29 protein-coding genes are annotated in these 26,709 nt (G+C 70.4%); 20 read left to right on the forward strand and 9 right to left on the reverse strand.

The features are described 5' to 3' along the window. The first annotated feature begins 443 nt into the window (after positions 1 to 443). The 5 genes from ACXJKD_RS00005 (at position 444) to ACXJKD_RS00025 (ending at position 6,091) form a co-directional block, all read left to right on the forward strand. Entirely contained in the window at positions 444 to 812 is a 369-nt protein-coding gene (locus tag ACXJKD_RS00005) for a DUF7793 family protein (protein WP_457252280.1), read from the forward strand. Between the two features lie 131 nt (positions 813 to 943). Then, on the forward strand, positions 944 to 2,968 hold the full coding sequence (locus ACXJKD_RS00010; protein ID WP_457252281.1) for a response regulator: 2,025 nt from the start codon (positions 944 to 946) through the stop codon (positions 2,966 to 2,968). Positions 2,969 to 3,163: 195 nt separating this feature from the next. Next, positions 3,164 to 3,919, forward strand: a complete 756-nt coding sequence (locus tag ACXJKD_RS00015) for an alpha/beta hydrolase family protein (protein ID WP_457252282.1) — start codon at positions 3,164 to 3,166, stop codon at positions 3,917 to 3,919. A gap of 71 nt (positions 3,920 to 3,990) precedes the next feature. Then, positions 3,991 to 4,788: an IclR family transcriptional regulator gene (locus tag ACXJKD_RS00020; RefSeq protein ID WP_457252283.1), complete on the forward strand. Its 798-nt coding sequence runs from the start codon at positions 3,991 to 3,993 to the stop codon at positions 4,786 to 4,788. A gap of 88 nt (positions 4,789 to 4,876) precedes the next feature. Beyond that, positions 4,877 to 6,091, forward strand: a complete 1,215-nt coding sequence (locus ACXJKD_RS00025; RefSeq protein WP_457252284.1) for a 4-hydroxybenzoate 3-monooxygenase — start codon at positions 4,877 to 4,879, stop codon at positions 6,089 to 6,091. Positions 6,092 to 6,116: 25 nt separating this feature from the next. On the opposite strand, the gene ACXJKD_RS00030 is transcribed toward ACXJKD_RS00025, so the two are convergent. Then, positions 6,117 to 6,788, reverse strand: a complete 672-nt coding sequence (locus ACXJKD_RS00030; RefSeq protein WP_457252285.1) for a substrate-binding domain-containing protein — start codon at positions 6,786 to 6,788, stop codon at positions 6,117 to 6,119. A 125-nt stretch (positions 6,789 to 6,913) separates the two neighbouring features. On the opposite strand from ACXJKD_RS00030, the gene ACXJKD_RS00035 reads away from it, so the two are divergent. Genes ACXJKD_RS00035 through ACXJKD_RS00055 form a run of 5 tightly spaced genes read left to right on the forward strand, consistent with a single transcriptional unit; the run spans position 6,914 to position 11,912 of the window. Then, entirely contained in the window at positions 6,914 to 7,939 is a 1,026-nt protein-coding gene (locus ACXJKD_RS00035) for an amidohydrolase family protein (protein ID WP_457252286.1), read from the forward strand. A gap of 24 nt (positions 7,940 to 7,963) precedes the next feature. Further along, complete coding sequence (gene ligK, locus ACXJKD_RS00040; RefSeq protein WP_457252287.1) at positions 7,964 to 8,653, forward strand: 4-carboxy-4-hydroxy-2-oxoadipate aldolase/oxaloacetate decarboxylase; 690 nt, start codon at positions 7,964 to 7,966, stop codon at positions 8,651 to 8,653. Between the two features lie 3 nt (positions 8,654 to 8,656). Continuing rightward, on the forward strand, positions 8,657 to 9,586 hold the full coding sequence (locus ACXJKD_RS00045) for an amidohydrolase family protein (RefSeq protein ID WP_457252288.1): 930 nt from the start codon (positions 8,657 to 8,659) through the stop codon (positions 9,584 to 9,586). Next, entirely contained in the window at positions 9,583 to 10,950 is a 1,368-nt protein-coding gene (gene ligA, locus ACXJKD_RS00050; protein WP_457252289.1) for a protocatechuate 4,5-dioxygenase subunit alpha, read from the forward strand. The genes ACXJKD_RS00045 and ligA overlap by 4 nt, the downstream gene beginning before the upstream one ends. Beyond that, the gene (locus tag ACXJKD_RS00055; protein ID WP_457252290.1) at positions 10,947 to 11,912 is read left to right on the forward strand and encodes a Gfo/Idh/MocA family oxidoreductase; all 966 of its coding nucleotides are present in this window, start codon (positions 10,947 to 10,949) and stop codon (positions 11,910 to 11,912) included. Before ligA ends, ACXJKD_RS00055 begins: the two co-directional genes overlap by 4 nt. Positions 11,913 to 11,964: 52 nt before the next feature. Here ACXJKD_RS00055 and ACXJKD_RS00060 read toward each other — a convergent pair whose 3' ends face one another. Further along, positions 11,965 to 12,273 (reverse strand): prolyl oligopeptidase family serine peptidase, encoded by a 309-nt coding sequence (locus ACXJKD_RS00060; RefSeq protein WP_457252291.1) that lies wholly within the window; start codon positions 12,271 to 12,273, stop codon positions 11,965 to 11,967. Between the two features lie 201 nt (positions 12,274 to 12,474). Here ACXJKD_RS00060 and ACXJKD_RS00065 point away from each other — a divergent pair, with 201 nt between their 5' ends. Both ACXJKD_RS00065 and ACXJKD_RS00070 read left to right on the forward strand, forming a co-directional pair. Next, entirely contained in the window at positions 12,475 to 12,810 is a 336-nt protein-coding gene (locus ACXJKD_RS00065) for a hypothetical protein (protein ID WP_457252292.1), read from the forward strand. A 123-nt stretch (positions 12,811 to 12,933) separates the two neighbouring features. Further along, positions 12,934 to 15,189, forward strand: a complete 2,256-nt coding sequence (locus ACXJKD_RS00070) for an MMPL family transporter (RefSeq protein WP_457252293.1) — start codon at positions 12,934 to 12,936, stop codon at positions 15,187 to 15,189. Positions 15,190 to 15,211: 22 nt separating this feature from the next. On the opposite strand, the gene ACXJKD_RS00075 is transcribed toward ACXJKD_RS00070, so the two are convergent. Next, complete coding sequence (locus tag ACXJKD_RS00075; RefSeq protein WP_457252294.1) at positions 15,212 to 15,442, reverse strand: DUF3263 domain-containing protein; 231 nt, start codon at positions 15,440 to 15,442, stop codon at positions 15,212 to 15,214. A 184-nt stretch (positions 15,443 to 15,626) separates the two neighbouring features. Here ACXJKD_RS00075 and ACXJKD_RS00080 point away from each other — a divergent pair, with 184 nt between their 5' ends. The 4 genes from ACXJKD_RS00080 (at position 15,627) to ACXJKD_RS00095 (ending at position 20,042) form a co-directional block, all read left to right on the forward strand. After that, positions 15,627 to 17,909 carry a fibronectin type III domain-containing protein gene (locus ACXJKD_RS00080; protein WP_457252295.1) on the forward strand — a complete coding sequence of 761 codons (2,283 nt, stop codon included), beginning with the start codon at positions 15,627 to 15,629 and terminating at the stop codon, positions 17,907 to 17,909. A gap of 78 nt (positions 17,910 to 17,987) precedes the next feature. After that, positions 17,988 to 18,665 (forward strand): hypothetical protein, encoded by a 678-nt coding sequence (locus ACXJKD_RS00085; RefSeq protein WP_457252296.1) that lies wholly within the window; start codon positions 17,988 to 17,990, stop codon positions 18,663 to 18,665. Between the two features lie 385 nt (positions 18,666 to 19,050). Next, positions 19,051 to 19,536 carry a cysteine dioxygenase gene (locus ACXJKD_RS00090; protein ID WP_457252297.1) on the forward strand — a complete coding sequence of 162 codons (486 nt, stop codon included), beginning with the start codon at positions 19,051 to 19,053 and terminating at the stop codon, positions 19,534 to 19,536. Further along, positions 19,533 to 20,042 (forward strand): rhodanese-like domain-containing protein, encoded by a 510-nt coding sequence (locus tag ACXJKD_RS00095; RefSeq protein ID WP_457252298.1) that lies wholly within the window; start codon positions 19,533 to 19,535, stop codon positions 20,040 to 20,042. Before ACXJKD_RS00090 ends, ACXJKD_RS00095 begins: the two co-directional genes overlap by 4 nt. A gap of 93 nt (positions 20,043 to 20,135) precedes the next feature. Here the strand turns inward: ACXJKD_RS00095 and ACXJKD_RS00100 are convergent, their stop codons facing one another. Both ACXJKD_RS00100 and bcp read right to left on the reverse strand, forming a co-directional pair. Further along, entirely contained in the window at positions 20,136 to 20,426 is a 291-nt protein-coding gene (locus ACXJKD_RS00100; protein ID WP_457252299.1) for a DUF3618 domain-containing protein, read from the reverse strand. A gap of 64 nt (positions 20,427 to 20,490) precedes the next feature. After that, the gene (bcp, locus tag ACXJKD_RS00105; protein WP_457252812.1) at positions 20,491 to 20,961 is read right to left on the reverse strand and encodes a thioredoxin-dependent thiol peroxidase; all 471 of its coding nucleotides are present in this window, start codon (positions 20,959 to 20,961) and stop codon (positions 20,491 to 20,493) included. 191 nt (positions 20,962 to 21,152) lie between these two features. Between bcp and ACXJKD_RS00110 the strand changes: the two genes are divergently transcribed. From ACXJKD_RS00110 to ACXJKD_RS00125, 4 genes are read left to right on the forward strand one after another with little or no spacing between them, the layout of a single operon-like run. Beyond that, positions 21,153 to 21,842 (forward strand): energy-coupling factor ABC transporter permease, encoded by a 690-nt coding sequence (locus ACXJKD_RS00110; RefSeq protein ID WP_457252300.1) that lies wholly within the window; start codon positions 21,153 to 21,155, stop codon positions 21,840 to 21,842. Beyond that, positions 21,839 to 22,216, forward strand: a complete 378-nt coding sequence (locus ACXJKD_RS00115) for a PDGLE domain-containing protein (RefSeq protein ID WP_457252301.1) — start codon at positions 21,839 to 21,841, stop codon at positions 22,214 to 22,216. The genes ACXJKD_RS00110 and ACXJKD_RS00115 overlap by 4 nt, the downstream gene beginning before the upstream one ends. Before the next feature lies 1 nt (position 22,217). Then, positions 22,218 to 22,979: a cobalt ECF transporter T component CbiQ gene (gene cbiQ, locus ACXJKD_RS00120; RefSeq protein ID WP_457252302.1), complete on the forward strand. Its 762-nt coding sequence runs from the start codon at positions 22,218 to 22,220 to the stop codon at positions 22,977 to 22,979. Next, positions 22,976 to 23,725, forward strand: a complete 750-nt coding sequence (locus ACXJKD_RS00125; protein ID WP_457252303.1) for an energy-coupling factor ABC transporter ATP-binding protein — start codon at positions 22,976 to 22,978, stop codon at positions 23,723 to 23,725. Before cbiQ ends, ACXJKD_RS00125 begins: the two co-directional genes overlap by 4 nt. Here the strand turns inward: ACXJKD_RS00125 and ACXJKD_RS00130 are convergent. The 4 genes from ACXJKD_RS00130 to ACXJKD_RS00145 all read right to left on the reverse strand — a co-directional run bounded on the left by ACXJKD_RS00130 (position 23,722) and on the right by ACXJKD_RS00145 (position 26,706). Continuing rightward, on the reverse strand, positions 23,722 to 25,062 hold the full coding sequence (locus tag ACXJKD_RS00130; RefSeq protein ID WP_457252304.1) for a CoA transferase: 1,341 nt from the start codon (positions 25,060 to 25,062) through the stop codon (positions 23,722 to 23,724). The two genes, ACXJKD_RS00125 and ACXJKD_RS00130, sit on opposite strands and share 4 nt — an antisense overlap. Before the next feature lie 74 nt (positions 25,063 to 25,136). Beyond that, the gene (locus ACXJKD_RS00135; RefSeq protein WP_457252305.1) at positions 25,137 to 25,364 is read right to left on the reverse strand and encodes an Ada metal-binding domain-containing protein; all 228 of its coding nucleotides are present in this window, start codon (positions 25,362 to 25,364) and stop codon (positions 25,137 to 25,139) included. 51 nt (positions 25,365 to 25,415) lie between these two features. Then, entirely contained in the window at positions 25,416 to 26,075 is a 660-nt protein-coding gene (locus ACXJKD_RS00140; RefSeq protein WP_457252306.1) for a DUF1684 domain-containing protein, read from the reverse strand. Between the two features lie 127 nt (positions 26,076 to 26,202). Continuing rightward, complete coding sequence (locus ACXJKD_RS00145) at positions 26,203 to 26,706, reverse strand: cupin domain-containing protein (protein WP_457252307.1); 504 nt, start codon at positions 26,704 to 26,706, stop codon at positions 26,203 to 26,205. Positions 26,707 to 26,709 lie beyond the last annotated feature (3 nt).

Below are 26,709 nucleotides of genomic sequence, written 5' to 3' on the forward strand. Positions count from 1 at the left end.
TCGGCCCCTCTCACCTTTGCCACTTCAGGATCACTCGCTCGCTCGATCCCCGTCCGTGAAGCAGCACGACGATCGGTGCCGACGAGTCGGTCGCGCCGTAGGTCGCGACGACGGGCGCGCTTTTCGTTGGCTGCGAGGGAGATCTGCAGGAAGCCGATCGCCTCGAGCTCGCTGGTTCCTGTCCTTGCGGCAACTACGGTTGCCTCGAGGCGATGGCCTCAGGGCCCGCCATCGGAGGGCCCATCTCGGCTGTCGGCGAGCAGTCGCGGGAGCGGAGGCCGCCCACCGATCGGCCGCCTGTCGCGAACATGAGGCAGTACACCGAAATGTCGGACATCACCACTGGGGGGCCAATTGCCTTGGCCGATGCCGTTCTGCCCTTTACGGGAGGTACTGGACTACATTGGCCGTAAGTCGTGAGGTGCGGTTGCGGAGGTGTGGGGATGGATGCCGAGGACAAGTGCTACGCCGTCACGTGGGACGAGGAAAGCGCTGTCGCACGAACCGACTGGCTCCCGGGTGCGGTGTGCGGCATTGAGGAGGCTCGCGCTGTGGATGCCGAGATCAAGGCACTAGGACGGGGCAAGGTGCTCTCGCTGGTCGACCTCCGTCAGGTCGCCTCGATCGACCGGCCCGCCCGGGAGTTCTTCATGGACCGCAATCCCAACTACCGGGCCGTCGCGCTCATCGCCGCCTCCGCGTCGACGCGAATGCTGGCCAACTTCTTCATGGGCCTGAAGCGAGGCGCGATCCCGGTGAAGATGTTCACCTCCGAGGCCGACGCAGTCGCGTGGCTGCAAGTGCAGGCATGACCGGGGCGCGTCAGACGGGCATCGACAACATCATCGAGCTCCTCACCCGCCTCGCCGCTGGCGACCTGGACGCCCGTGGGGCACGCAGCGCGGCGGACGACGACCTCGACGCTGTGGTCTTCGGAATCAACATGCTCGCCGAGGAGCTCAGCGCCAACCGCTCGGAGCTCGAACAGCGAGTGCAAAGCCGCACCGTCGAGCTCGAGGTGGCGCGCAAGGAGGCCATGGAGGCCTCGCGCCTGAAATCGGAGTTCCTGGCGACGATGAGCCACGAGATCCGCACTCCCATGAACGGGGTCATCGGACTCACCGAGCTACTCCTGCACACGGGCCTGGACCAAACCCAGGCCCAGTACGTCCACAGCCTCCAGAATGCCGGGCAGACCCTCCTTCGGGTCATCAACGACATTCTCGACTTCTCCAGACTCGAAGCGGGCATGGTCGACTTCGAGCTCGTCGACCTCGACCCCCGAGCGCTGGTCGAGTCCGTCGCGACCCTGGTGGCGCCGATATCCTCGCGCCAGGAGCTGGAGCTCATCGCCTACTGCGCCCCTGAGGTCCCGTCGCGGCTGGTCGGTGACGAGGGCCGACTGCGTCAGATCCTGCTGAACCTGGCCGCGAACGCCGTCAAGTTCACCGACAAGGGTGAGGTCGTGATCACGGCCCGGATGAGCGAGACGAACCCGGGCCTGGTGCGCTTTCAGGTGGCGGACACGGGCATCGGCATTCCAGACGACGCCCAGCACGCCATGTTCGACTCGTTCACCCAGGCCGACGCCTCCACCACGCGCAGGTACGGCGGCAGCGGTCTCGGGTTGGCCATCTCGCGCAGCTTGACCGAGGCGATGGGCGGCACCATCGGAGTAGACAGTGAGGAAGGCGTCGGCAGCACGTTCTGGTTCGAAGTGCCGCTCCCCGTGTCGGCGACCGATCCGCCCTCGGTGCCTGGCCGCGACCAGCTACGGGGACTGCGCGTCTTGGTCGTCGACGACAATGCCACCAACCGGCTGGTCCTGGAGGCGCAGCTCAAGGACTGGGGAACGCGACCCGACGTGGTGGAGCATCCGCACGCCGTCGTCGGCCTGATGCGGGCCGCTCTCGCTGCTGGCGATCCCTATGCGATCGCGGTGCTCGACATGTGCATGCCGTCCGTCGACGGCCTCGAGCTGGCCGGCCTCATCTGCGCCGACGAGACGTTGAGCGGCACCGCGCTGTTCATGCTGTCGTCGACGATCGAGGTCGACCGAACCGCGCTGCGCCGCGCCGGGGTCCGGGACGCGTTGCGCAAGCCTGTGCGCAGCGGCGAGCTCTTCGACCGGCTCCTCAGACTGGTGGGAGATGCGCCGGTCAAGGCGTCTCGACGGGCGGAGCAGACCGACGCCCCGCGCGCGGAGACTGTCTTGGGACGGGTACTCGTGGTCGAGGACAACACCGTGAACCAACTGGTCGCCGAGGGGCTGGTCTCGCATCTGGGTTACGACGTCGACATCGCGGAGGACGGTGCGCAGGCCCTCGACGCCGTCGCGGCCACCCACTACGCAGCCGTGTTGATGGACTGCCACATGCCCGTGATGGACGGGTACGCCGCGACCCAGGAAATCCGGCGGCGGGAGGCCGGTGGTGAACGGGTGCCGATCATCGCCATGACGGCCGGAGTGATGGCCGCGGATCACGAACGTTGCCTGGCGGCCGGGATGGACGCCTACATTCCCAAACCCGTCGACCTGAGCACGCTGGAGGACGTTCTCAGCCGCTGGGCGCGGCCCGCCCCTGGCCAGGCAATCCAACCCGACCCGGAGCCGGCCGCCTCGCTCGACAGTGACACGTCGGCCTTGGACCCGGAGCGCCTCGCGGCCCTCCGCGCGCTCGGCGCAACGGCCGGGCCCGGGCTCCTCCCCGCGCTGGTCGATGCCTTCACCACCGCTTCCCCGGGCCTGCTTGCGACGATGCGCCGGGCCCTCGACACGACCGACACGAACGGCCTGCGAAGCGCCGCCCACGAACTCAAAGGATCCGCAGCGAACATCGGTGCCGTCAGGGTCGCCGACCTGGCCCGTCAGGTCGAAACCGGCGGAAGACCAGCTGACGTCGCACTGCTCGACCTGCTGGGGTCCGAGCTTGAGCGCGCACAACGACTGTTGCGCGTGGCCTTCTGACACCAGAGGACCCGCCGACCAAACGACCACGCGTCGCTATCGGATGGCCAACGACGCGAACCCCATCTGGATAACCAGCGGGTTCGGGGCTCGAGTCCCTGATGGCGCACTGTCGGCGAAGCATCGGGTTCCTCGTCGTGCCGGCTCCTGAGATCGACGAGCCGAGATCCCTCCAGCTTTGGGAGGATGGGCGCCATGGCCGAACCTGTGTGGTTTCCGAGCACCAGCGGGCCGCGGCTGGCCGGTGTGATCGACCACCCCCAAGGCGCCGTCCGGGGCTGGGGGGTGTTCTCGCACGGCTTCACCCTCGGCAAGAACAGCCCCGCGGCCAGTCGGATCTGCAAGCAGCTGGCCCACGAAGGCGTGGGGATGCTGCGGTTCGACAACCTGGGACTGGGTGACTCCGACGGCGACTGGGGCGACGGCTCCTTCTCGCACAAGGTCGCCGACACAGCTCAGGCGGTCCGCTTCATGAACGACTCCGGTCGGACCGTGCGGCTCCTGGTGGGCCATTCCTTCGGCGGAGCAGCCGTCATCGCGGCCGCTCACGAGCTCGACTCGGTGCGAGCCGTGGCGAGCATCTGCGCGCCGTACCAACCAGGACACGTGGAGCACAACTACGACGCCCTCGTGGAGCGCATCATCGCCGAGGGCGAGGCCCCATTCCTCATTGGTGGCAAGGCGCTGGTCCTGCGTCGGCACTTCATCGAGGACGTGCGCGCGGCTGACCTGCGCGAGCAGATCCGCACGCTTCGGCGCGCCCTGATGGTCATGCACTCCCCCACCGACAACACGGTCGGCATCGCGAACGCCAGCGAGATCTTCCGGGCCGCACGGCACCCCCGCAACTTCGTCTCGCTCGAGGGCGCCGACCACCTCCTGACGGGTCGGGACCAGGCCAAGCGTGCGGCCCGGATCATCAGCGCCTGGGCCGATCCCTACCTCACCTGAGACCCTCCACCCCATCGCTTCGTCCGGCGGAACCTCGACTCGGCGGCCGACGAGAGTGACAGGATCAGGCCATGGCGAGTGAAGGCGTGAGTGCGGCCGGCAAGGCCTTGGCGGTCCTGTCCACCTTCGGGCGCGACCATGACCACCAGACCCTCTCCCAGATCGCCCGGCGCACCGGGCTTCCGCTCAGCACCGCACACCGGATCGTCGCCGAGCTCGGAGACTGGGGAGCTCTGGAGCGCGATGACGAAGGGCGGTGGCACATCGGCCTGCGCCTCTGGGAAGTGGGCTCGCTCTGCCCTCGCGGCCAGATCCTGCGGGAGGTGGCTCTCCCTTATCTCCAGGACCTCTACGAGGTGACCCACGAGAACATCCAGCTCGCCGTGCGGGAGGGCACTGAGCTCACCTTCGTCGAGCGCATCGCGGGCCACCGGTCCGTCGAGCTGAAGACGATGGTGGGCACCCGATTCCCGTTGCCGTCGACCGGCGTGGGCATGGTGCTGCTCGCCTTCGCCCCGACGGACATCCGGGACGCCGTCCTGTCCCAGCCGTTGCCGCGGCACACCGAGTTCACGGTCACGGACCAACGACGGCTCCGCGCCATGCTCGCCTCCGTCCGACGACACGGGTATGCCGTCAACGACCGCCAGCTGTCCGACCACACCGTGGGACTCGCCGCCCCGGTGCGGATCGGCGCGGCAGGTCCGGTCCATGCCGCCATCGGCATCGTCGTGCTGGGCAAGACCGCGGCTGCGGTGCGCCACCTGCGGCAGCCCGTGGTCGCCGCGGCTGCTGCCATCTCGGTCGAGCTGGGCCGACGGGCGGGCCCCCCGTCGGGCGTCGACGTGGCGGACACCGCGCCTCGATAGTCCTTCCACCTGGCGGAAGGTGGCTGTGGAGGCCTTGGAATACCGGCGATGCTGAACCCCACCACACCACCGACCCGAGGAGACCCGGGTGGCACCTGCCCCAGCATCCCCCGTCGACATCGTCGTCGACGTGCCCGTCGCCATCGTCGGCGCGGGTCCGGCGGGGCTGATGCTCGCGCACCGGCTGGGCAGGTCGGGCATCGACTGCGTGAACATCGACCTGCGCACGCGGTCGGAGATCGAAGCCACTCACCGCGCCGGCATCCTCGAGGCCGGCGCCGCTCGGGACCTCGTCGACACGGGCGTCTCGGACCGCATCCTGCGGGACGGGCACGAGCACGGCGGGACCGAGCTGCGCTTCGCCGGTCGGGGACACCGCATCGACTTCCGCGACCTCGTCGGCGGGTCCGTGTGGCTGTATCCGCAGACCGATGTCTTCATCGACCTGGCCAACGCGCGGGACCGCGACGGGGGGACGGTCCACTTCGGCGTGACCGATCCCGAGGTGAGCGGGGTCGAGGGAGATCGACCGACGTTGCGGTTCACGAGTGCCGACGGCGTGCGCCACGAGGTGCGCGCCAAGGTCGTCGTCGGTGCAGACGGCTCACGCTCGATGTGTCGGTCGCTCATCCCCGAAGCACGCCGCACCCAGTACTTCCGGGAGTACCCGTTCGCCTGGTTCGGCATCCTGGCTGCCGCGCCGAAGAGCGCCCCGGAGCTCGTGTATGCCCACTCAGAGCACGGCTTCGCGCTGATCAGCCAACGCACCGACGCCGTGCAGCGCATGTACTTCCAGTGCGACCCCGACGAGGACACCGCGGCGTGGAGCGACGACCGGATCTGGGAGACGCTGCAGCTGCGCGTGGCCGGCGACGACGGCTTCTCCCTCGTCGAGGGGCCGGTCATCGAGAAGACCGTGCTGCGCTTCAGATCCTTTGTGCAGCAACCAATGCGGTGGGGTTCCATGGTGCTGGCCGGGGACGCGGCGCACACCGTTCCACCGACCGGCGCCCGTGGTCTCAACCTGGCTCTCCACGACGTCAAAGTCCTCGCCGAGGTGCTCCCGCGCGCCCTCGGCTCGGCAGGGCTCGACGCCCTCGACGGCTACGAGCCGCGAGCCCTCAGCCGGGTCTGGCGGGCGCAGAACTTCTCCTACTGGATGACCCAGATGTTGCACACCGCGCCCGGCGCGAGCGCGTTCGACCTGCGCCGACAGCTGGGCGAGCTGGACAACGTCGTCTCCACGCGCGCCGGCCGGACCTACCTCGCCGAGCAGTACGCGGGGTGGCCCAACGACTCGTAACGGCAGTGACGCGTGACGCTCGACGTCAGTCGACGGGATCACCGGCAGGCGCGAGGGCGTGACGCCTGATCACGTCGTGAGCCGCTGCGTGAGCGAGCAGGGTCAGGGCAGCCAGTGCCTCAGCCGGGTGGTCCGAAGACGTCGCGACCGCGCCCGTGAAGATCGTGACGATCTCTGCACCGGGTGGCATCGGGCCGATGACGGTCACGCCCGGGGCGGCGGCGAGCTCGCTGCGCTGCTGGAAGCCGAGATCCGCTGCGCCGTCGGCGAGCAGCCGGGCGACCGGCATACCCGGAGGTGCCTGCACCCACCTGTCCGCGAGGTCTTCGCCGAGGCCCCAAGCCCCGACGAGGGCAAGCAGGGCCGAGCCACTCGGCCCACTGGAGTAGCCGATTCGTCGCGAGGCGAGCAGGGCAGCAGTCAGGGCCTCGATGCTGCTGATGTCCGGTACAGGAGCGCCCGCGGGGACCCCGACCACGACATCGGACACGAACAAGGGCCGGGCCGTCTGACCGTCGACGACGCCGTCGTGGGCCAGCGCCTCGATCGCGTCACCCGCCAGCACCACGACGTCGGCCACCTCACCCGCCCTGAGTCGCTGCGCCACCTCGATGCCGCCTCCCGACTCCACAGTGAGGTGACCCAGTCCGAGGTCGTCCTCGGCTGTCAGCGCAGTCAGCACGCCACGCGTTGCCATCGACGAAACCCCTCGCAGCGCAACCACGGTGTCCACGCTAGGCGGCCACCACAGTCCTCCACAGAGCCCTTCCGTCAGGCGGAAGGCCCGCTCGACGACCGGTCCACGGGTGCGAGGCTGGACCGGTGATCATCGACTGCCACGGGCACTACACGACGGCGCCGGCGCCGCTCGAGGCCTGGCGCAACGCCCAGGTCGCCGCGATCGGCGACCCGGCCAGCGCGCCCGACCCGGCGGCACTGCAGATCACCGACGACGAGATCCGGGCAAGCATCGAGGCCAACCAGCTGCGGCTGATGGACGAGCGTGGCATCGACGTGACGATCTTCTCGCCGCGCGCCAGCTTCATGGCCCACCACATCGGCGACTTCGACGTCTCCTCGACCTGGGCCCGGATCTGCAACGACCTCTGCCACCGGGTCAGCACCCTCTACCCGGACCGCTTCGTCATGGGAGCCATGCTGCCTCAGTCGCCGGGGGTCGATCCCGCCACCTCGGTGCCCGAGCTGCGGCGTGCGGTCGAGGAGCTCGGCGCCGTCACGGTCAACCTCAACCCCGACCCGTCGGGTGGCCACTGGAACAGCCCGCCCCTCACCGACCGGTCCTGGTACCCGGTCTACGAGGCGTTGGTCGAGCTCGACGTGCCGGCCATGGTGCACGTCAGCACCTCCTGCAACGACGCCTTCCACACGACGGGGGCGCACTACCTCAACGCCGACACGACGGCGTTCATGCAGCTCCTCCAGGGCGACCTCTTTGCCGACTTCCCCACGCTGCGCCTGGTCATCCCGCACGGCGGCGGGGCAGTCCCCTACCACTGGGGCCGGTTCCGCGGACTCGCGATGGCACTCAAGCGGCCGGACCCGGAAGCGTTGCTCGCCAACGTCTTCTTCGACACCTGCGTCTACCACCAGCCGGGGGTCGACCTGCTGACGAACGTGATCCCCAGCAGCGCCATCCTCTTCGCCAGCGAGATGATCGGAGCCGTCCGTGACGTCGACCCGCGCACCGGTGCGTACTTCGACGACACCAAGCGCTACGTCGACGCCACACCGCACCTGACCGATGACCAGCGCCAGGACGTGTATGCCGCGAACGCGCGTCGGGTCTACCCCCGCCTCGACGCGCGGCTGCGCGAGCAGGGACGCTGACATGAGCACCGAGGAGGAGACGCCGTGAGCGGGACAGAGCTGGGTGTCGTGCACACCAGGGTCGAGCGGGCTGACGCTGACGCTGTCCGGGCCCTCTCGGCCTACGGCGTGGCCACCGTCCACGAGGCCATGGGCCGGGTCGGCCTGATGCGGCCCTACATCCGGCCCGTCTACCAAGGCGCGAAGCTCTGCGGGCCGGCCGTGACGGTCCTGCTCCAGCCGGGCGACAACTGGATGCTCCACGTCGCCGCCGAGCAGGTCCGGGAGGGCGACGTCCTCGTGGCGGGGTGCACGACGGAGAGTGAGGACGGGTTCTTCGGCGAGCTGCTGGCCACCTCGCTCCGCAGTCGGGGGTGCGCCGGTCTGGTCATCGACGGCGGAGTCCGGGACGTGGCAGACCTGGAGAAGATGGACTTCCCCGTCTTCAGCCGAGCCATCAACGCCAAGGGCACGATCAAGGCAACGCTGGGCTCGGTCAACATCCCGGTCGTGTGCGCGAATGCCCTCGTCCACCCCGGTGACGTCATCGTGGCCGACGTCGACGGGGTGGTCGTCGTGCCCGCCGCGAGCGCGCCCGCCGTGGCAGCGGAGGCGGCCAAGCGGGAGGCGAACGAGGAGGGCAAGCGGGCCAAGTTCCGCAGCGGCACACTGGGACTCGACCTCTACGACATGCGTGAGCCGCTCGCCCGTCTCGGCCTGCGCTACGAGGACTGACGGATGACCGAGACCATCACCAAGACGCCCGGCTGGCTGGACTGGTACGCCGGCCCGACGAAGCCCGGCTTCGTGCTCCCCGACGGCGCAGTCGACGCACACTGCCACGTCTTCGGCCCGGGCGCGGAGTTCCCCTTCGCGCCGGAACGCAAGTACACCCCCTGCGACGCCTCCAAGGACCAGCTCTTCGCGCTGCGCGACCACCTCGGCTTCAGCCGCAACGTCATCGTCCAGGCGACCTGCCACGGCGCCGACAACCGCGCCATGGTCGACGCCTTGCGGGCCTCCGGCGGCCGGGCACGCGGGGTGGCGACGGTTCGTCCCGGCATCTCCGAGGTCGAGCTGGCCGACCTGCACGAGGCCGGCGTCCGCGGCGTGCGGTTCAACTTCGTCAAGCGGCTCGTCGACACGCCCTCCCCTGCAGACCTGCAGGACGTCGTCGCCCGGATCACCCCGTTCGGCTGGCACGTCGTCATCTACTTCGAGGCTCCGGACCTGCCCGAGCTGCGCGACTTCTTCACCGCGATCCCCCTGCCCCTCGTCGTCGACCACATGGGCCGGCCCGACGTGTCCGCGTCGCCGGGCGGACCTGGCTTCACCGGCTTCCTCGACCTCATGCGGACCAAGCCCGACGTGTGGTGCAAGGTGACCTGCCCCGAACGCCTGTCGCGCACCGGGCCACTGGCCCTCGACGGCGAGCACGCGGCATACCGAGACGTCGTGCCGTTCGCCCGCCGCGTCGTCGAGGAGTTCCCCGACCGGGTGCTGTGGGGCACCGACTGGCCGCACCCGAACCTCACCGACCACATGCCTGATGACGGCCTCCTCGTCGACGGCATACCCCACATCGCGCCCACACCCGAGCTGCAGCAAGCTCTGCTGGTCGACAACCCGATGCGCCTCTACTGGCCTGAGGAAGGATCAACCCCATGACGATGGACAAGCCGTACCTCGACGTGCCCGGCACGACGATCTTCGATGCCGACCAGTCGGCCAGGGGCTACCACCTGAACCAGTTCTGCATGTCGCTGATGTCGCCGGAGAACCGCAGCCGCTTCATCGCCGACCAGAGTGCCTACCTCGACGAGTGGGAGCTGTCGCCCGAGCAGAAGCAGGCCGTGCTCGACCTCGACCTCAACGAGTGCATCCGGCTGGGCGGCAACATCTACTTCCTGTCCAAGATCGGTGCGACGTTCGGGCTGTCCTTCCAGCAGATGGCCGGGTCCATGACGGGCATGACCGAGGCCGAGTACCGCGACATGATGCTCGCCGGGGGTCGCTCGATCGAGGGCAACCGGATCCGCGACGCGCTCGCCGCCCGGATCGTCGAGAAGGGCTATGCCGTGCAGCCCGCAGCGGTCGAGGCGCACCCGACGATCACGGCCAGTGTCTACACCTCGCACGTGCCGGCGATCGGTGCGGCGATGGATCTCGGCAAGACCGAGGAGCCGTACTGGAAGGCGGTGTTCGACGGGTACGAGTGGTCGCGTCAGTGGATGGCCGAGAACACCCCCGACGTCGTCATCCTCGTCTACAACGACCACGCGACGGCCTTCGACCTGCACCTCATCCCGACCTTCGTCATCGGGACCGGACCCCACTTCCCGGTGGCGGACGAGGGGTATGGACCGCGCCCGGTGCCCCCGGTGGAGGGCGACCCCGACTTCGCGGCCCACCTCGCCCAGTCACTCATCCTCGACGACTTCGATCTCACCCTCGTCAACGAGATGGCCGTCGACCACGGCCTGACCGTGCCGCTGTCGCTGATGTTCGGCGAGCGCAGTCCCCACGACCCGTGGCCGTGCAAGGTCATCCCCCTGGCCGTGAATGTCGTGCAGTACCCCGTCCCCCACGGTGCCCGCTGCTACGCGCTCGGTCGGGCCCTGCGCCGGGCAGTCGAGTCGTATGACCAGCCGCTTCGCGTCCAGGTCTGGGGCACCGGCGGCATGAGCCACCAGCTGCAGGGGCCGCGGGCCGGCCTGATCAACCGGGAGTGGGACAACGCCTTCCTCGACCAGCTCATCTCGGACCCCGCCGGGCAGGCAGAGGTGGGCCACCTCAACTACGTCGAGGAAGCCGGCTCCGAGGGCATCGAGCTGGTCATGTGGCTGATCGCGCGCGGCGCGATGGCCGACATCGCCGACGATGGTGGCCCCGGGGCCGGCACCACCGAGGTGCTGCACCGCTTCTACCACGTGCCGGCGTCCAACACCGCGGTCGGGCACCTCGTCCTCGCCAACCACGCGGCCCAGGACCCAGCCAACGGTCCGGCTACCCCACAAACAGGAGCGAGATGACCAACCAGCCGATCCGAGTGGCCCTCGCCGGGGGCGGCGCCTTCGGCGCCAAACACGTCAACGGGTTGAAGCGCATCCCCGACGTGGAGGTGGCCGCGGTGGTCAGCAGCTCGCTGGAGTCGGGGCTGGCCTTCGCGGCCGAGCACGGCGTAAGCCGGGCCGTGGCCACCCTCGACGAGATCCTCGCGATGGACGACGTCGACGCGGTCATCCTGGCCACCCCGACCCCGATGCACGCCGACCAGACCCAGGCCGTGCTGCGGGCCGGCAAGCACGTCCAGGTGGAGATCCCCCTCGCCGACTCGTTGGCGGGGGCGCTGGCGTGCGCTGAGCTCCAGCGGGAGACGGGGCTGGTCGCGATGGTCGGCCACACGCGCCGGTTCAACCCCAGCCACCAGTGGGTGCACCAACGAGTCGTGGAGGGCAGCTTCACCATCCAGCAGATGGATGTGCAGACCTACTTCCTGCGCCGTCAGAACCTCAACGCCCTCGGCCAGCCCCGGTCGTGGACCGACCACCTCCTGTGGCACCACGCCGCCCACACGGTGGACCTGTTCGCCTACCAGACCGGCTCACCCATCGTGCAGGCCAACGCGATCCAGGGCCCGATCCACCCCGAGCTCGGCATCGCCATGGACCTGTCCATCCAGCTGCGGGCCGAGAGTGGCGCGATCTGCACGCTGTCCCTGTCGTTCAACAACGACGGCCCCCTCGGCACGTTCTTCCGCTACATCGGCGACACCGGTACCTACCTGGCGCGGTACGACGACCTCAGCACGGGCAAGGACGAGCCGATCGACGTGACCCGGGTGGCCGTGTCGATGGACGGCATCGAGCTGCAGGACCGCGAGTTCGTGGCGGCCATCCGCGAGGGCCGGCAGCCCAACTCCTCGATCGCCGACGTCCTCGCCTGCTACCAGACCCTCGACGCACTGGAGCGGCAGCTCGAGGCGGCCCGGTGACCCAGGCCTCGGCAGGGGGTCCTGGGGTCAGCCCGCGTGAGCCAGCAGGAAGTCAGTCGTCCGGTCCACCAGGGCCTCGACCTCTGGCGTCGGCAGCGTCGGGAACATGGGCCCCTCCCCCGGGCACGGTGACCACCTCGGCCGCCACCCCGGCAGCCAGCAGAGCCTCGGCCAGGCGGGCGCTCTGCCGATGCGGTACGGCCAGGTCCGCGTCACCGTGCCCCAGCAGGAACGGCGGCGCACCGGAGTGGGCGTGGTTGACCGGGCTCGCCTCCCGGGCCAGATCGGGGAGGTCGGCCGCCGGTCTGCCGAGGAGCACCGCCTCCCGCGAGCCCGGCCCACAGTCGGCATCGCCCCCCACCGCGGCCGGTCGTCGGGCATGGCCAGCAGGTCTGTGACGGGGTACCAGAGCGCGGCTGAGGTGACGGGCGGCGCAGTCTCCGTGCGGAGAGCGTGCAGGGTGGCGAGGTGGCCGCCGGCGCTGACTCCGACCACGGCCATGGGCACGTCACCGAGGCCGAGCTCTTCCCGGTACGGGCCGCACGTCCCACCGTCGGAGACGGTGCGTCTGGACCCCGAGTCGGTCCGGGTGGTCGAGACGGCGTTCCGACTCGGCGAGGACGCCCTGCGCGAGTTCAGGCCTGACGCGGAGCGGACGCTCTGGCCGGAGCACTTCGACCTCGCCATCACGGTGGACCGGGTCAACTACGGAGTCTCTCCGGGCGACGGCTACCTCGACCGGCCGTATGCCTACGTCGGCCCGCACGACCAGCTGACCGGTGACTTCTGGAACGCACCGTTCGGCGCCGCGCGGCTCGTCGGCGAGCTGGCCGACGTGGCGGGGATGGCTGCCTTCTTCAGGGACGGCGCCCGCCTCGCGGCCCGATCGCAACCCTGACCTGCAGCTGACCCAGGCCGTCGCACTCACCGCCCTCCGCCTACGCGACCCGTCCCTGTGCAGCCAAGGTGTGCCGGACCGGGAAGTGGGGTATTCCTTCTCCATCACACGAGAGGCTGGTCAATGAGGTCGTGGCGCAAGTCCGAGGCCGGCGGTTTCGCCCGGCTGTTCGCGTGGCTCGTAGTCACGTTCCGCTGGTTCATCGTGGTGGGGTGGGCGGTCCTCCTGGTCGCGGCGGCAGTGTGGCTCCCAGCCTCCAGCACCAGTGCCGACCTCGGTGGCTTCGCGCCGCCCAACAGCAAGGCCATCGCCACGGAGACCACCTCAGCCAAGGCGTTCGGCTTTCCCGTCCTGTCGCGCACCATGCTCGTGCAACGCGACGCCAACGGCCTGTCGCAGGCAGCGCAGCAGCGGGCCGTGGAGCGCGCCGTGGCCGTGGCCAAGCACACCGGAGGGGACGTCGGCCCGATCGTGGCGGTCGTGCCGATCGGCAACACCCAGGGCGTCTTCCCCTCGTCGTCGGAGCGGGACACCACTGCCGTGAGCTACGTCTTCACCAAGCCGGGCACCACGTTCGGCGACGAGGTCGGTGCCGCGGACAGGTTCGCTCGGGAGAAGGTGAACCAGCCGGATGACCACTTCGTCGGGGTCACGGGGACGGTCCCCGCGCAGCTCGCTCAGTCCACGATCCTCTACGACCACCTGCTGCTGCTCGAGGGCGTCACGCTGGTGGCAGTCATCGGGATCGTGGCCCTCAAGTTCCGGTCGATCGTCGCCCCGCTCGTGGCTCTGGTGACGGCGGCAGCGTCGTACTTCCTGGCCGTCCGGGTCACCAACTACGCCGGGGGGTTCGTGGAGGGCGGTGCGCCCGACGAGCTCAAACCCTTGGTGCTGGCGCTGGTGCTCGGCATCGTGACGGACTACGCGATCTTCTACCTGTCCAGCATGCGCGCCGGTCTCGAGAGCGGGTTGGACAAGGTAGCGGCGGCCAGGGCCTCGTCCGCGCAGACCGGTCGGATCGTGCTGGTCGCCGGGATCGCGGTGGCGGCAGGCAGCGCCGCGATGGTGGTCGCGGAGTCGGGCTTCTTCCGCGCGTTCGGACCGGTGCTGTCGCTGTCCGTGCTGTCCTCGATGGTCGTCTCGCTGACCTTGCTGCCCGCACTGATGGCGATCTTCGGTCGCGCGCTGTTCTGGCCCACCCGGCCCCAGCGGGAGCGGAACCAGCCCGTCGCGCGGGCCGCCGCCCGGGTGCTGACGGTGCGGGTGGTGGCGCTGGTCCTCGGTGGAGCGTGCGTGGTCGGGCTCGCGACCCTGGCCACGGACGCGGGGCGGCTGCACCTGGGCGTCTCCTTCGCGGCGTCCCTCCCCTCCGACAGTGCGCCGAATCGGGCGGCTCAAGCGGCCGCATCCGGGTTCGCACCGGGCATCGTCGCGCCGACCGAGCTGCTGCTCCAGGGGAGCAACGTCGGCGGCGACCGGGACAAGCTCACCCGCCTCGGCCACGAGCTGTCAGAGCAGGAGGGGGTCGCCGGCGTGCTGAGCCCTGACGCACTGCCCGACGAGGTGGTGCGTGGGTCGCTGGTGACCAAGAGCGGCGACGCGGCTCGCCTCATCGTGGTCCTCGACCACGATCCGTTGGGGCCCACCGCGATCCGTGACCTCAACCGGGTGACTGCAGCCATGCCCGACCTGCTGCAGCGGGCCGGGCTGGACGAGGTCCGCTATGGCTTCGCCGGCGACACCGCAGTGGCCAGCGAGCTCGTCGCCGCCACCAACGCCGACCTGCGCCGCATCGCGGTCGCGGTGCTGCTCGTGAACCTCGTCCTGCTGATGGTGTTCCTGCGTGCGATCGTGGCGCCGGTGCTGCTGCTCGGCTGCAGCGTGCTGGCCCTCGCCGCATCGCTCGGCTGCCTCACGCTCGTCTTCCAGGACCGGCTGGGCCATGACGGGGTCGCCTTCTACGTGCCCTTCGCCGCGTCGGTGCTGCTCCTCTCGCTCGGGTCCGACTACAACATCTACGGCGTCGGCCACATCTGGACCCGGGCGAAGCACACCACGATGCGGGAGGCCATCGCCGAGCGAGTGCCCGAGACATCGGGAGCGATCACCGCAGCAGGGGTCACCCTCGCGGCGAGCTTCGCCATGCTCGCCATCGTCCCGCTGCGGCAGTTCCGCGAGCTCGCGTTCGTCATGGGCCTGGGCGTCCTCATCGACGCACTGGTCGTGCGGGGAGTCATGGTGCCGGCACTGCTCGCCCTCCTTGGTCGGTTCAGCGCCTGGCCCCGGAAGCTCGGGGGTGCCACGGCACGCGAAGAGCCGGCGGGGGCTGCCCGACCCGACCGACTCGACCGAGCCGACCGGGCCGACCGAGGCAACTAAGGCGCGAGGCCGAAGCGCCCGGTCAGCGTTCGACGAGCTCCGTGCGGCGCTGGGGCACGAGCCTCCTGCGGATCCGCCGCACGGTGAGCGGGTCGTACTCCATCGCCTCGGGACGCAGGGCGATCCCGATCAGTCGGCCGCCGTACTCGGCGGCGCTCAGGCCCCAGCGCTGCTGGACCTCTGCCTCCTTGGTGCCGGCGTGGCGCCACCACTCCCGCTCGAAGTCGAGCATCGCCATCTCATCAGCAGTCATCGGAACCTCCTTCACCGGGCCCGCGCCAGCGGACGCCACCAGCACGCCCTTACCCGGATCCGTCCTCCTCAATCAGTCCGCCGCCCGTCGATCACCTGGCCAGTCGGTGCGTGAAGTAGCCCTCAGGGAAGGGCATCGGGCCGTACACTCGTGCCGCCACACGACCATCTCTGGGGGGACCACCGTGAGCTTTCTGCCGTCCTGGCGCCATGTCCTGAGCGGCGCCACTGCGTTCGCCATGCTGGTGGGGGTGCTCGCGCTCTCCGCGCCGTCGGCCCAGGCCGCCGACGCCGAGGCTCCCGTGCTGACCTCCTTCTCGGTCGCACCCCGCGCCGTCGTGCCCGGACAGGACGTCACGGTCACCTACGCGGCGACGGAGGCGGCGGGGACCCTCTCGTCGGTCGAGTTCCAGTTCCAACGCGGCACAGTCGCCTACACGGCCCACGCGACCGGTGCGGTGCCGACCTCGGGCACCGTCCACGTCAGCCTGCCGGACGGCTCCGCGAACGGGATCTACTCCCTCACCCTCGTGCGGCTCAAGGACCCCGCGGGCAACACTTCCATCGCCTTCCGCAACGGCTCAGTCAGCTACTCCGCGGGCGCCACCGGCCCGGCGACCCATCCGTTGACCCTCTCCGCCGGGGACCTCACCCTGACCGGCTCGGTCCCCGACCAGACGTCAGCCCTGTTGACCTCCGCCTCCATCACCGACTCGACGCTCACGGTGGGCGATCAGGTGGCCGTCGGCTACGGGATGACCGAGCAGCACCTCCTGCGCGCCGTGACCGTGTACTACCAGAACAAGACCGCCAACTTCTCGACCTCCGTCCAGGCTGCCAAGCCGGTCGACGCCGACCTGCCGACGTCGGGGGTCGTCACCACCACCGTGCCTGACACCTGGGCCAACGGCCTGTATGCGGTGACGTCGGTGGCCGTGGTCGACCAGTTCGGCAACACCTCGAGCTTCTACTCCGACGGTAGGACGCTCCGCGATGGGTTCTGGGGCACCCACAGCGTCGACCTGACCGCCCTGTCCTTCACCGTCTCGGGCTCCCCGGCCGACTTCGAACCCCCGGTCCTGACCGGCCTGGGTCTCCCGACGCCGCTGGCCACCTTCGGGGGAACGGTCTCCCTGCCGTACACCACGACCGACGCCAGCGGCCCGCTCAACAGCATCACGGCCACCTTCGCCTCGTCGTCCGGCGACGCCTTCACCCTGACCAACACCGGCGCGCCGTTGTCGGGGACGCTCACCGGTCCAGCCAACCCGGCCCCGATGAAGAGCATCGCGGACTACGAGCTCTCCTCCCTCCGCATCACGGACGCGAAGGGGCGCTCGGCGACCTATCACCATGGCGGCCTCCTCGACCTCCCCGGCGGCTCGACTACCCACAGCTTCGACTTCTCGCTCCGCGAGATCCGCCTCGCAAAGGCTCCGACCGCTACGACGTGGGCTGCTGTGACCCCGGGCCCGGCCTCGGCCAGGGTCCAGTGGGACGACGCCGGTGACAACGGCGCTCCGATCACCGGCTGGACCGTGACCGTCAGCCCCTCGGGCAAGGTGGTCACGACGAGCGGCACGGCCCGGTCGGCGACCATCACCGGGTTGACCAACAAGACTCGCTACACCTTCACGGTCCGTGCGAAGAACGCCGTCGGCACGGGTGCAGGGAGATCGGTCTTGGGTATGCCGCGCGCCTTCGGGCTGCGCATCCTCTCGCCCGGGGACTTCGACGGTGACAGCAAGAGCGACATCCTGGCCGTCAACCACGACGGCAAGCTGCTCTTCTACCGCGGCAACGGGCGCGGCGGTTTCGCCTCCACCGGCAAGGTCATCGGTGCCGGCTGGCAGGTCAACCGACTGGTCTTCCCGCGACAGGGTCCCCGCGAGGGCGGTCTGTTCCCCGACGTGTGGGCGGTCAGCTACGGCGGCACCCTCCTACGCTACGCCTCGACGCGAAACGGGACGCTCTCGCCCGGGGCGCCGATGGGCTCCGGCTGGGACAAGTACGCCAAGGTGTTCACGGCCGGCGACTTCGGCACCGACGGCTACCCGGACGTCATGGGCATCACCGACGGCGGCGACCTCTACTACTACCCGCACCGGTGGCAGACGGGCGGCTTCTACCCGGGCGTCCGGATCGGCGGCGGCTGGCAGGCGTTCACGCAGGTGTTCGGCGCGGGCGACCAGACCGGCGACGGGCGCAACGACCTGATGGCGATCAAGTCCGACGGCACGCTCTGGCTCTACGCGGGCAACGGCAAGGGCGGGTTCGCCGCAGCCGGCAAGCGGATCGGCAGCGGCTGGGGCTCGGTGCGGGCGGCGTTCATCACCGACTTCGACGGTGGCGGTCCCGACCTCCTCACCGTCGACGCCAAGGGCGACCTGCGCCTCTACCGCGGCAACAACCGGGCCGGGTTCAGCTACCGCGGCGTCATCGGCAAGGGCTGGAACATCTTCCTCTGACCGTCGGTCACGACTGGCTGACGAGCGGGCACCGGGCGGAGCACACTGGCCAGACGAGTCGTCGGCAGGAGGCCCAGCATGACCGTGTCGCCATCGGAAGCACCCCCGCCGCAGGGAGTCCCCGATGGGGTCCGTGCGCAGATCCTCGCCACTGAGCACTGGAGCCTGCTCGCCACGCGCAGCATGACCTGGTCGGAGGTGATGAGCCGGATCACCATCCACCTCACCGTGGCCTCGGCGTCGCTCGTGGTGCTCGCCCTGTTCGCCCAGGCGTCCGGGTTCACCACGGCCTTCCAGGTGATGGCCATCGGCCTGGCCGCAGCGGTGCTCGTCATGGGCACCTTGACCCAGATCCGGGTCGTCAACGCCAGCATGGACGACGCCTCGACGGTCCTCGGCATGAACCGCCTCCGCGCGGCCTACCTCGACCTCGACCCAGGTCTCGCGCCCTACTTCGTCACCTCTCCCCACGACGACCAGAAGGGCCTGATGCAGACCTATCTCATGGGCTGGCCCCGATCGACACTGAGCCATGTCGCGGGCAGCACGAGCGTCTTCCTGACCGTGGTCAACGCGATCGTCGCGGGGACCCTCGGGTCCCTGGTGGCCGATGCGGCCGGCGCCGCCTCGGCCGTCGTCGTGGGCGCGGGTGTCCTGTGCGGCCTCGGCTACGTGGCCGGCCAGCTCGTCATCGGGCAGCGGACCTTCGCCTCGATCCGCCAGGAGTCGCGCTTCCCCTCCCCCGAAGACGACTGAGCCGTTCGCCCGTCCCGCTTCCGTCCCCGTCTCGTCCGGTCTGCGAGACATCCCCCCGACGTCGTGGACGAGCCCCGGCCACTCGTGCTCCACTGGTGACATGTCTTCGACCACCGCGGTGACCGCCATGCGCATGGATTCCATGTGCTGCGGCGTCATGCGGTGTTGCTGCTGCGCCTGAATACCAGCCCGCACCAGCCCGGCGCTCCATCTGAGTGAGCGCCCCACCCCATCGGAGACCGAGTCATGAGCAGCACCCTCACCAGCCACGCGGCATACCACCGCATCCACCTCGACCTGCACCTGACCCAGGGCTCTGTGTGTCCCCGAATGTGTTGCCACGCCGCACATTCCGACACCCAGTCCACTGAACAGGAGCAGTTCCATGACCGCCATCACCACCGCCGGGACCCCCGGCGTCAACCGCTTCACCCGTAGCCAGCTGCTGCGCACCGCGCGGCTCTTCGCCACCGACCCCGACCTCGACCGCCTGGTCGACCCCGAGGCCACCGAGCGCAGCTGGCAGCGCCTCGACGCGACCGACCACCTCGAGATCTGGCTGATCAGCTGGCCCGTGGGCGCGAGCACCGGGTGGCACGACCACCTCCAGTCGGAGGGCGCCTTCCTCACCGTCAAGGGCGAGCTCGCCGAGCAGTCCTGGTCCGGGGGCACCGCCCACGACCGCTACCTCTGGGAGGGTGAGGGCCGCACCTTCGGCCCGCACCACGTCCACAACGTCGCCAACCTCGGCGACCGGCCGGCCCTGTCCGTCCACGTCTACTCCCCATCGCTGCGCGGGATGACCCGCTACGCCCTGCTCGACGGGCGGCTCAAGCAGACCGCGATCGAGCGGGCAGGAGACCAGTGGTGACCGCCACCGTCGCACCGACCACCACGGTCGCGCCCTCCGTCCACTGGGAGACCCGGCTGTTCAGCGACCCGACCGCGACCAGCGCGCCGCCGGCCGGACGCGGCTGGGACGCGCCCACCTACGCCGGCATCGACGACCAGCTGGGTGACGCCCGCAGCCGGCTGGACCGGGTGAGTGTGCGCGCCGCCTACCAGGAGGTGCTCTACGGACGGGCCATCCTGGTCGACATCCGTCCGGCCGCCCAGCGCCTCGTCGAGGGCGAGGTGGCTCCCCACCTCGGCGTCCTCGTCGTCGAGCGGAACGTGCTCGAGTGGCGGTTCGACCCGCGGCACGACGCGCGACTCGACGTGGCATCCTTCGACGCGCGCATCCTCGTGCTGTGCCAGGAGGGGTTCACCTCGTCGCTGGCTGCGGATGCCTTACTGCGCTTGGGGATCCACCGCAGCACGGATATCGTGGGCGGGTTCCGTGCCTGGCGCGAGGCGGGCCTGCCCGTCGTCGCCTGAGCGGTCACCCCGGCGACCGAGGTATGCCGCGCGGCCCGGCCCCGCGGCATACCTCCGTGCGTCGTGGTCCAGCAGTGTCGGGGCCTTGGTGGCTCAGCCGCGTCGGCGGCGGATCGCGCTCAGGCCGATGAGGGCGACCGCTGCCGCGGCCAGCGCGGCGATGCGCTCGGTGCGCAGGTCACCGGACTCGGTGCGGGTGGCCTCGGTGAACTTCGCCTTGGCCGACTCCACCTGACGTCGGGCGATCTCGTGCGGCGCGGTGCGGGTGTGCAGCTCGTCGACCGTGCCAGCGAGCCGCTCGCGCGCGGCGGCGATGTCGGCCTCGATCTGGTCGACCGACCGGCTCGCCTCGGACGAGGCCTTGCCGTTCTGGTTGTCGCTCATGCGGCGCTCCTCGGTGGGTGGGGCGGAGTCTGGGTCAGGCGGGGAGACGGGGCTGAGCCGGTCGTCAGGCCAGCCCCAGGTCGCGGCGCAGCTTGGCGACGTGGCCGGTGGCCTTGACGTTGTACCAGGCGTTGGAGACCTTGCCGTCCTCGTCGACCACGACCGTGCTGCGCAGGACGCCCTCGACGGTCTTGCCGTAGAGCTTCTTCTCGCCGAACGCGCCGTAGGCGTTCATGACGGCCTTGTCGGCGTCGGAGAGCAGCCGGATGGTCAGGCCGTCCTTCTCCCGGAACTTCGCGAGCTTCTCTGGCTTGTCGGGGGAGATCCCCAGCACCTCGTAGCCCTCACCGCGCAGCGTGTTGATGTTGTCGCTGAAGTCGCACGCCTGCGTGGTGCACCCCGGCGTCATTGCAGCCGGGTAGAAGTAGACGATCACCTTGCGGCCACGCAGGTCGGACAGCGAGACCTCGCCGCCCTGGTCGTCGGGCAGGGTGAAGTCGGGGGCGATGTCACCTGTGGTCAGTCGCTCGGCCACTGCTGTCTGCTCCTCGTCGTCCGGACGGTGTTGTTGCACGATGATGTTATTGCGAGTCAGTTGCAATAACGTGGCTGTCACCAGCGGTTCCCAACCTATCCCAGCCCGGCTACGAACACCTCAGGGACAGGGCACCGTCAACCAGGCGGCAGCCTCGACCAGGCGGCACCATCCACCCGAAGGAGCGACCCGTGCACGTCCCCGACGGATTCCTCGACGCACCGACGTCGATCGGCACCGCAGTCGTGGCCGCCGGTGGGGTGGCGCTGGCCCTGCGTGGAGCCCGTCGCGAGCTCGACGACCGCACCGCACCGCTCGCCGGACTGGTCGCGCTGTTCATCTTCTGCACGCAGCTGCTCAACTTCCCGATCGCCGCAGGCACGTCGGGCCACCTGCTCGGGGGCGCCCTCGCTGCGGTCCTGGTCGGACCGTGCACGGCGACCCTGTCGATCACCGTGGTCCTGCTGGTCCAGGCGACCCTGATGGCTGACGGCGGGATCACCGCGCTCGGCACCAACATCACCCTGATGGGGCTGGTCGGGGTGTGGACCGGCTGGCTGGTGTTCATCGCCCTGCGCCGGGTGCTGCCCCAGCGCCCCCTGTGGGTGGTGCCCGCCGCAGCCGTCGCAGCGCTGGTCTCCGTGCCCACGGCCGCCTTGGCGTTCTCCGTCCTCTTCGACGTGGGCGGCACGGTGGACGTGCCGTTCGCGACCGTCGCCACGGCCATGGTCGGGGTGCACGCCATCATCGGCATCGGCGAGGCGATCATCAGCGCCCTGGCCGTCCTGAGCATCGTCGCCGTGCGACCCGACCTCGTCCACGGAGCCCGGCCGAACCTCCAGCACCGCACCCTGACCATCCGCGAAGGGGTGCCCGCGTGACCGCTCCCCGACCTCGCGTCTCGACCCGACGCCTCATGGCGGTCGGCATCCTGGTGTGCCTCTTCCTCGCGGGGGTGGTCTCCTACTACGCCTCCAGCCACCCCGACGGGCTCGAGTTCGTCGCCAAGGACAAGGGTTTCGCCGGCTCGGCCGCGCCCCACGCCAGCGACGACTCCCCGTTCGCGGGCTACGCGACGCGTGGCATCGACAACGCCCGGGTGTCCGGCGGCGTGGCCGGCATCGTCGGTGGCGCGCTCGTCTTCGTGATCGCCGGCGGGCTCTTCCTGGCCGTGCGTCGACGCGACGACGGCACCGGGCACGCGGAGGCCGGCGTCGACACGGTCGGCGGCCACCCCGAGCGGGACGGCGACTGACATGGGCGCGGGACACGGCCACCACCTTCATTTCCACGGGCACTCCCCCGTCCACCACCTGCCGGCGCACCTCAAGCTCCTCGCCCTGGTGGGTTTCGTCCTGACCGTCGTCCTCACCCCGCGCACCGCCTTCGCCGCGTATGCCGTCTACCTCCTCCTCGTGCTCGTCGCCCAGCGTGCGTCCCGGGTGCCGTTCGGCTACTTCGCCAAGCGGATGGTGGTCGAGGTGCCCTTCGTGCTGTTCGCGCTGCTGATGCCGTTCGTCGCCACTGGCCCCCGCCTCACCGTGGGTCCGCTGCGGCTGTCCGAGCACGGGCTGATCGGCGCCTTCGCCCTGCTGGCCAAGGGCACGCTGGGGGTGATGGCGTCGCTGGTGCTGGCGACCACCACCGAGCCGCGCCACGTGGTCGCCGGTCTGGAGCGGCTCCGGCTGCCCGGCCAGCTCGTGCAGATCATGGGCTTCATGGTCCGCTACCTCGAGGTCGTGACCGGCGAGGTGTCACGGATGAAGGTCGCCCGCGAGTCGCGTGGCTTCCAAGCCCGGTCGGTGCGCGCGTGGCCGGTGCTCGCGTCCACTGCCGGCGCCCTGTTCATCCGCTCCTACGAGCGTGGCGAGCGGGTCCACCTGGCCATGCTCTCCCGCGGCTACACCGGGTCGTTGCCGGTGACCCACCCGGTGACGGCGACACCCGCGCAGTGGCGCGTGGCCGGCATACTCCCCGCCGCGGCCCTGGCGACCCTGCTCGTGGTGGCGACCCGGTGACCACGCCGGTGCTCGACGTGCGCGGGCTGGCCTACGCCTATCCCGACGGACACCAAGCGCTGTTCGGCGTGAATCTCCATGTGCACCAAGGGGAACGTGTCGCCCTCCTCGGACCCAACGGCGCGGGCAAGACCACCCTGGTGCTCCACCTCAACGGCATCCTCACGGCCGGTGCCGGGTCGGTCTCGGTGTCCGGCCTGCCGGTGACCGAGCCCAACCTCATGGAGGTGCGCCGGCGGGTGGGCGTGGTCTTCCAGGATCCTGACGACCAGCTCTTCATGCCGTCCGTGCGGGCCGACGTGGAGTTCGGGCCGGCCAACCTCGGCCTCCGTGGCGCGGCGCTCGAGGCCCGGGTGGTCGCCGCCCTCGACCAGGTCGGGATGCTCGACTTCATCGACCGACCACCGCACCACCTGTCGTTCGGTCAGCGTCGACGGGTCGCGGTGGCCACCGTGCTCGCGATGGAGCCCGAGATCCTGGTGCTCGACGAGCCCTCGTCGAACCTCGACCCCGCGTCGCGACGGGAGCTGGCCGACATCATCCGGTCCCTGGACGTGACCGTCCTCATGGTCACCCACGACCTCCCCTACGCCTACGAGCTCTGCCCCCGCTCGGTGGTCCTGTCCGACGGGGTCGTGGTCGCGGACGGCGCGACGCGGGAGGTGCTGACCGACGACGCCCTGATGTCGGCGCACCGGCTCGAGCTGCCGTTCGGGTTCGACCCGCGGACCATCCCCACCCCCTAGCGGGGTCCGGGCTCCCACGCGGCCTCGTCGGCGCCGTAGCGGCGCCCCACCCACGCGAACTCCCGCGGGGCGTCGTCGAGCGTGAACGCCGGACGAGCCTGCACGACGTGCCCGTATGCCGTGTCGGACCCGACCGTCCACGGGCCCAGGTCGTCGACTGGCTCGACTCCCCCGTCGAGGGCGTCGGTCTGCAGCAGCCAGTGGGCGGTGCGCGCCAGGTGCGCCTCCACCCGCCAGGTGCCGCCCTCCTCGGCGCGGCGGCGCAGCGCTGACAGCACGCCCCCCGCGAGGAGGTAGCCGGTCGCGTGGTCGAGCGCCTGGGCGGGGAGCGCGCCCGGCGTCCGTCCGTCGCGGGACTCGAGCACGGCGATGCCGGTGGCCGCCTGCACGATGCTGTCGAAGCCGCGGCGCCCGCCCCACGGCCCGCTCGGCGTCCACGCACTCAGGCTGGCGCAGACGAGGTGGGGGTGCTGCTCGGCGAGGTGCTCGGGGTCGAGGCCGAAGGCTGCCAGCGCCCCGGGCCGGTAGCCGGTGACCAGGACGTCGGCCGCCGCCAGCAGGTCGTGGAGGCGGTGGCGGGCATGCTCGTCCTGGAGGTCCACGAGGGTCGAGCGCTTGCCCGAGTCGGTGTCGAGGTGCAGCACGTCCAGCTCGGGGAGGTGGGGGCTGTCGACCCGCAGCACGTCGCACCCCATTTGGGCCAGCGCCCTCGTCGCCACGGGGCCGGCGAGGACGCGCGTGAGGTCGAGGACGCGAGGCCGGACCGGCGTGGGCATCGGGTCCGTCGTGGCGACCGAACGCACCGCCAGGACGTCGTGGCGCGCGATCGCGTGGGCCTGTTCGGACGCCATCCACTCGGTGATCGTCCGGACCCGGACGGCGATGCCGTGGTCGGCGGTGACGACGTCCTCGAGAGCCTGCGCCGGCCGGTCGGCGATCGCCGAGCTGGCGTCGTGGCGGGTGGCGCCGTCGGGCAGCCCGAGGGCCCGCAGCAGTCGCACCCGGTGGTGGGGATAGTTGGCGTGCGTGCGGACCCAGCCATCGCTCGCCTCGAAAAAGCCTGACAGCGCTGCGAATCCGGGCTCGCGCGCGCCGTCGATGGTCTGCACCTGGTCGTTCCGGAAGGACACTGACACCTGACGAGGGTCGACCCGCACCCGCTGCGCACCCCGCAGCGCGGCGCCGGCCAGCCCGGCGGCAGCGACCGCTCCGCAGGCGAGGGTGTTCACCGGGAGTTCGGAAGGAAGGGCGCCGCCGGGCGCGAGCTCGAGGTGCGCCGCCGCATACCCCTCGTCGAGGCCCAGGGCCGGGAGCACCTCGCGCAGCAGGTGGTTCACACGTCGACTCTAGAACCCCCGGGAGACCTCGTCGTCCTGGCTGCTCGCCTGTGCCTCAGCGGCTCGCCGGTGCGTCAGCGGCTCGCCGGTGCGTCGGCGACGGCCTGGGCCTTCCACGCGGCGTACTCGGTCCGCAGGCAGGTGCCGCAGGGGCGGTAGCCCGCGGCGACGGCGGTCGCCGCGTCCGCGAAGAAGACCCGGTGCTGGACGTAGCCGCCCTGGCGGATGGCGCGCAGCGCGGACGGGCAGTCGAGGCGTCCGTAGAGCTTGCCCCGGCGGTTGCCACCCAGCGTCCCGGGCACCTCACTCTCGCAAGGCTTTCCGTCAGCGCCGATGAGCGTGAACACGGTGGCCTAGTAGCCCTCCGGAAGGAGCTCGCCGACCGGAGTGCTGGGCTCGATCCGGTTGGCCGCAGGCGCCAGGGGGCAGACCCAGCGGTAGTCGTAGACGCACGACGGGTTGTACGCGAAGTTGAGGTCGACCACCCACCGGCCGTCGTCGTCGCGACCCAGGTCGGTGCCCTTGACCGTGTCGAGCAGGTAGCGACCGGCACCGTAGGTCTCGGTGCCCGCCGAGCCGTCGCGCACCGGCAGGAAGATGCCGCCGCCGTAGGAGTTGAGCCACCACACGTCGAGCGTGCCGAGTCCGTCGAGGGTGACCCGACCGGCGCCGGTGAACGGGACCACCCCGTCGGTCGCGGACCGGAACTCCCATGGCTGCTGGGCGTCTGCGTCGTCCTCCCCCACCGCCTGCACCTCGACGACGAACCGGTAGGCCGCGTCGTACGCCGCGTGCCGCAGCTGCTGGCCCTCGCGCCGGGGCGAGGCAGGGTGGTCGAGGAAGAGCTCGGACCGTCGCTCGACCCAGAGCGCGTGGGAGGTGGCCGGGTCCGGCTCGGCCCGCACCGCGGCATACAGGGCATGCACCTCACGCCGCCACGACGCGACGTCAAGGGCACCGGGGTACTCCAGCTCGTCCTGCCCTTCGAGGTCGCTGCCTTCGTGGTCGCTCACTCGCCGATCGTAGGCGCCTCGCCCTGCTCCGTCGTCCCCACCCAGCGTGGGTCGCTCCCCAGCACGTACCCGGACTGGACCAACAGAGCCGTGACGTGCCCTGCCGACAGGTCGGCTTCGGGCGCGGTCAGAACGGCGGGGGTCCCAGGATGACGATCGCGCCAGTGGCCGCGGCCGCTGAGGCGACGCGCTCAAAGTCAGGAGGCGGCGGCTCCGCGAGCCCGGCCGGGTCGCTTGCCTGCCGGTAGAAGGCTTCCCCTGTGCCGGGAGTCTGGAGGCAGAGCATCCGCGCCGTTGGCGTCGTCACCATGAAGGCGTGCGGTATGCCGCGCGGGATGATCGCGATGCCGCCCGCCGCAAGGGTCTGCTCGTGACCGGCGACGTGAAGGCGCACCTCGCCGTCGAGCATGTAGAAGGTCTCGTCCGCCTCAGGGTGCTGGTGCAGCGGGGTCACCTTGCCCGCGTCCAGGAGGTCCTCGAAGAGGAGGTACGCGCCACCGGTCTCGTCCTCGGTGGCCAGCCAGGTGTGCACTCCCCCGCCGCAGAACCAGCGACGCTCACCCGCTCCGTCCGCTCGCAGTGTCGTTGCCAGCGTCGCCATGAAGAGACCCACCTTCTTCGTGGGACTCATGTC

The organism is Pedococcus sp. P5_B7, assembly GCF_054049895.1.